The sequence below is a fragment of the Streptomyces sp. NPDC006265 genome, assembly GCF_040613555.1.
Taxonomy (GTDB): domain Bacteria; phylum Actinomycetota; class Actinomycetes; order Streptomycetales; family Streptomycetaceae; genus Streptomyces.
This window is the reverse complement of sequence record NZ_JBEXSH010000692.1, coordinates 1-5002: the sequence shown is the minus strand read 5'-3', so window position 1 is coordinate 5002 and position 5002 is coordinate 1. Positions and strand designations below refer to the sequence as shown.

Below are 5002 nucleotides of genomic sequence, written 5' to 3'. Positions count from 1 at the left end.
GTCCAGGTTCCGGGTGGGGCGCCAGCACAGGTCGCGTGTGGCGGCGCGCGCGTCGGCGACGTACTCGGCCACGTCACCGAGGCGCCGCGCGGCGGTCTCGACAGGGATGTGACGGCCGGTCGTGCGCGAGAACTGCCTGATCACGTCGAGGACCGAACTGCCCTCGCCCCGGCCGAGGTTGTACACCCGCATGCCCGGTTCGTCGCCGAGGCGGTCCAGCGCCACCCGGAGCGCCTCGACGGTGTCCATGACGTGCACGTAGTCGCGGATCGCGGTCCCGTCGGGTGTCGGATAGTCGTTGCCGTACACGCGCAGCCGGTCCCGCTGCCCCGAGGCCACCTGGGCCAGGGACGGCATCAGCTTCCCCGGCGGGCCGTGCGGGGCCTCACCGAGCAGTCCGCTGGGGTGGGCGCCGACCGGGTTGAAGTAGCGCAGGGACATCACGGCGTACTCGGGGCGTCGGGCGCACACATCGGCCAGGATCTGCTCGCAGACCCACTTGGAGGCGGCGAAGGGGTTGGTCGGGCGGGCCGGTGTGGCCTCGTCGAGCGGCCCGTGCGCGGCCTCACCGTATATCGAGCACGTGGACGAGAAAATGAGCCGGTGCACCCCGTGCTCGTGCATGGTGCGCAGCAGGGCGGTGGTGCCGACGATGTTGGTGTCGTAGTACTCCACGGGCATCCGGGCCGACCGGCTGACCGACTTCAGAGCGGCGAAGTGCACGACGGCGTCCACGGCATGCCGGTGGAACACCGCCGACAGGGCCTGCCGGTCGCGGATGTCCAGCTCGTACACGGCTCCCACGAAGCGTCCGGCGACCCGCTGCACTCGTGTGAAGACCTGCGGCGTGCTGTTGGAGTAGTCGTCGACCACGATCAACTCGTAGCCGTGGTCGAGGAGTTCGGCGCAGGCGTGACTGCCTATGAAACCGGCTCCGCCGGTGATCAGGACGGTGGACGGTGCGCTCATCAGCCAGGCCCCTGGGGACGCCGTACGTTTACGATGTATATGTACGACTTTGCGCCCGGCGGTGCCCCGAGTCAAGACGACGGACCACCGCTTATGGCCTGACCAGCAACTGGAAGTCGAACGTGTACAGCGAGGCCCGGTAGATGTGCGTTCCGTACTCGACCGGGCGCCCCGTGTCGTCGTACGCCGTCCGCTGCATCGTCAGCAGCGCCGCCCCCTCCCGCTCGTCCAGGCGGGACGCCTCCTGCGCGGTGGCGGCGCGGGCGCCGATCGTCTGGCGGGCGCTGTGCAGGGTGACGCCCGCCGAGCGCATCATGCGGTACAGGCCGGTCGACTCCAGGCGGGCGCTGTCCAGGTCCAGCAGGGGCACCGGCAGGTGGTTGCGGAGCAGCGCCACCGGCCGGCCGTGGGTACGGCGCAGCCGGTCCAGGACGGTCACCTCGCCGCCCTCCGGCACGCCGAGGGCGGCGGCCACGTCGCAGGAGGCCGGGACGACCTCGTTGCGCACGACCTCGGTGGTCGGCGCCTGCCCGGCCGTCTCCAGGTCGTCGTAGAGGCTGCTCAGTTCCAGCGGTCGTCTGACCTGGCTGTGCACCACCTGTGTGCCCACCCCGCGCCGCCGGACCAGCAGCCCCTTGTCGACGAGGGACTGGATGGCCTGGCGGACGGTGGGGCGGGACAGGCCGAGGCGCACGGACAGGTCGACCTCGTTGCCCAGGAGGTTCCCCGGGGCGAGGACCCCGTGCTCGATCGCCGCCTCCAGCTGCTGCGCGAGCTGGTGGTAGAGCGGCACGGGACTGCCCCGGTCCAGGGCGAAGTCCAGCGAGCCGAGTGCGGCGGCGGCCGTGGTACGGGCCCGGTCACCTGTCTTCGCCATGGACGAACCCCCCTCCGGTGTCAGGAGTTGCTCGGGAAACCGAGGTTGATGCCACCGTCGGACGGGTCCGGCCAGCGCGTGGTGATGACCTTGCCCTGCGTGTAGAAGGCGATGCCGTCGTTGCCGTAGATGTGCAGGTCGCCGAAGAGGGAGTCCTTCCAGCCGCCGAAGGAGTGGTAGCCGACGGGGACCGGGATCGGGACGTTGACGCCGACCATGCCGGCCTTGACCTCCAGCTGGAAGCGGCGGGCCGCGCCGCCGTCCCGGGTGAAGATCGCCGTGCCGTTGCCCCAGCGGGAGGAGTTGATCAGCTGGATGGCCTCCTCGTACGTCTCCGCCCGGACGACCGCCAGCACCGGGCCGAAGATCTCGTCCTGGTACGCGTCCGCCGTGAGCGGCACCCGGTCCAGCAGGGAAACGCCGAGGAAGAAGCCGTCCTCATGGCCGTCGACCGAGAAGCCCGTGCCGTCGACCACGACCTCGGCGCCCTGCTCGGCGGCCGAGGCCACGTACGACGCCACCTTGTCGCGGTGCTCGCGGGTGATCAGCGGGCCCATCTCGGAAGCCGGGTCGTCGCCCGGGCCGATCCTCAGGTTCTTCGCCCGCTCGGCGATCTTGCCGACCAGTGCGTCCCCGATGTCACCCACGGCCACGACCACCGACACGGCCATGCAGCGCTCGCCCGCCGAGCCGTACGCGGCGTTGATCGCCTGGTCGGCGGCGAGTTCGAGATCGGCGTCGGGCAGCACCAGCATGTGGTTCTTGGCGCCGCCGAGGGCCTGTACCCGCTTGCCGTGCTCGACGGCCTTCAGCTGGATGTACTTGGCGATCGGCGTCGAGCCGACGAAGGACACCGCCTCGATGTCCGGGTGCTCCAGGAGGCGGTCCACGGCCGTCTTGTCGCCCTGCACGATGTTCAGGACACCCTCCGGCAGGCCCGCCTCGGTGGCCAGCTCGGCCAGCCGGAAGGAGGCCGACGGGTCCTTCTCCGACGGCTTCAGCACGAAGGTGTTGCCGCAGGCGATCGCGAGGGGGAACATCCACATCGGCACCATCGCCGGGAAGTTGAACGGTGTGATGCCCGCGACCACGCCCAGCGGCTGGCGGATCGAGGCGACGTCGACCCGGGTGGAGACCTGGGTGGACAGCTCGCCCTTGAGCTGGACGGAGATCCCGCACGCCAGCTCCACGATCTCCATGCCGCGCGCGACCTCGCCGAGCGCGTCGGAGTGCACCTTGCCGTGCTCGGCGGTGATCAGCTCGGCGATCTCGTCGCGGTGTGCGTCGAGCAGCTCGCGGTACTTGAACAGGATCGCCGTGCGCTTGGCCAGGGAGGACTCGCCCCAGCTCGCGAAGGCGGCCTTGGCGGAGGCGACCGCGGCGTCGACCTCGTCGACGGACGCGAACGCGACCTGCTTCTCCTGAGCGCCCGTCGCCGGGTCGTAGACGGGGCCGAACCGGCCGGAGGTGCCCTCGACGGGCTTGCCGTCGATCCAGTGGGTGATGGTCTTCATGGTGCGCAGGGGCCTTTCGTGGAGCCTTGAGTGCAGTGCGGCGACGGGCGGGTGTTCAGAGGTGGCGGCGGCGTCCGGCCACCTGGCGGTCATAGCGCTCGCGGGCCTCGACGGCCGCCTCGCGGGAGGCGGTCTCGGCCACCGGCACGTCCCACCAGGCCTCGGCCGGGGGAGCGGTCGGGGCCGGGTCGGTCTCGACGTACACACACGTCGGGCGGTCGGAGGCTCGGGCCGCCGTCAGCGCCTCGCGCAGCTCGCGCACGGTCTTGGCGCGCAGCACGTCCATGCCGAGGCTGGCGGCGTTGGCGGCGAGGTCGACGGGCAGCGGGGCGCCGGTGAACGTGCCGTCGGCGGCCCGGAAACGGTAGGCGGTGCCGAACCGCTCGCCGCCGGTCTCCTCCGACAGGCCCCCGATGGAGGCGTAGCCGTGGTTCTGGAGGAGGACGATATTGACCGGCAGACCCTCCTGGACGGCCGTGACGATCTCCGTCGGCATCATCAGGTAGGTGCCGTCGCCGACCAGCGCCCACACCGGGGTGCGCGGAGCGGCCTGCTGGACGCCGATGCCGGCCGGGATCTCGTAGCCCATGCAGGAGTAGCCGTACTCCAGGTGGTACTGGCGCGGGCTGCGGGAGCGCCACAGCTTGTGCAGGTCGCCGGGGAGCGAACCGGCCGCGTTGATCACCACGTCGTCGTCGCCGACGGCCGCGTCCAGCGCGCCGAGCACCTGCGTCTGGGTCGGGACCGCGTTCTCGTCGTCGGCCCGGTAGGCGGCCTCGACGACCTCGTCCCAGCGGTCCTTGCCGGCGCGGTACTCGGCTTCGTACGCCTCGCTCACCCGGTGCCCGCCGAGGGCCTCCAGCAGCCCCTCCAGGCCGGACCGCGCGTCGCACACCAGCGTCCGCGCCGCCAGCTTGTGCGCGTCGAAGCCGGTGATGTTGAGGTTGAGGAACCGCACGTCCGGGTTCTGGAAGAGGGTGCCGGAGGCGGTGGTGAAGTCGGTGTAGCGGGTGCCGACGCCGATCACCAGGTCGGCGGTGCGGGCGAGTGCGTCACTGACCGCGGTGCCGGTGTGGCCGATGCCGCCGAGGTCGGCGGGGTGGTCGTGGCGGAGCGAGCCCTTGCCGGCCTGGGTGGAGGCGACCGGGATGCCGGTGGCCTCCACGAACGCCTTCAGCGCCTGCTCGGCCTCGCTGTGGTGGACGCCGCCGCCCGCCACGATCAGCGGCCGCTCGGCCGACCGGACCGCCTCGACGGCAGCCGCCAGTTCCACCGGGTCCGGCGCGGGACGCCGTACGTACCAGACGCGCTCGGCGAAGAACTCCTCCGGCCAGTCGTACGCCTCCGCCTGCACGTCCTGCGGCAGGGCGAGGGTGACGGCGCCGGTCTCGGCCGGGTCGGCGAGCACCCGCATCGCCTGGAGCGCCGAGGGGATCAGCGCCTCGGGGCGGGTGATCCGGTCGAAGTACCTCGACACCGGGCGCAGCGTGTCGTTGACCGACACGTCGGCCTCGACCGGGTGCTCCAGCTGCTGGAGCAGCGGGTCGGGGGCGCAGCGAGGACGCGGTACGGGACACGACGTCCGCCAGTCCGGGCACGCGGTCGGCGACGGCGTGCTGTGCGACGCGTACCGCGAGGCGGC

Annotated in this window: 4 protein-coding genes; all 4 read right to left on the bottom strand. The window is 71.7% G+C overall.

Annotation, left to right across the window (positions count from 1 at the left end; translation table 11 throughout):
• Positions 1 to 969: UDP-glucose 4-epimerase GalE (gene galE, locus ABZ281_RS37630; protein ID WP_356662529.1), on the bottom strand; the 969-nt coding region annotated here is incomplete at its 3' end.
• A gap of 91 nt (positions 970 to 1060) precedes the next feature.
• Positions 1061 to 1846, bottom strand: a complete 786-nt coding sequence (locus ABZ281_RS37625) for a GntR family transcriptional regulator (protein ID WP_356662528.1) — start codon at positions 1844 to 1846, stop codon at positions 1061 to 1063.
• Positions 1847 to 1866: 20 nt separating this feature from the next.
• Entirely contained in the window at positions 1867 to 3360 is a 1494-nt protein-coding gene (locus tag ABZ281_RS37620; RefSeq protein ID WP_356662527.1) for a CoA-acylating methylmalonate-semialdehyde dehydrogenase, read from the bottom strand.
• A 55-nt stretch (positions 3361 to 3415) separates the two neighbouring features.
• A partial coding sequence (locus tag ABZ281_RS37615) for a thiamine pyrophosphate-dependent enzyme (protein ID WP_356662526.1) occupies positions 3416 to 5002 on the bottom strand: 1587 nt, incomplete at its 5' end.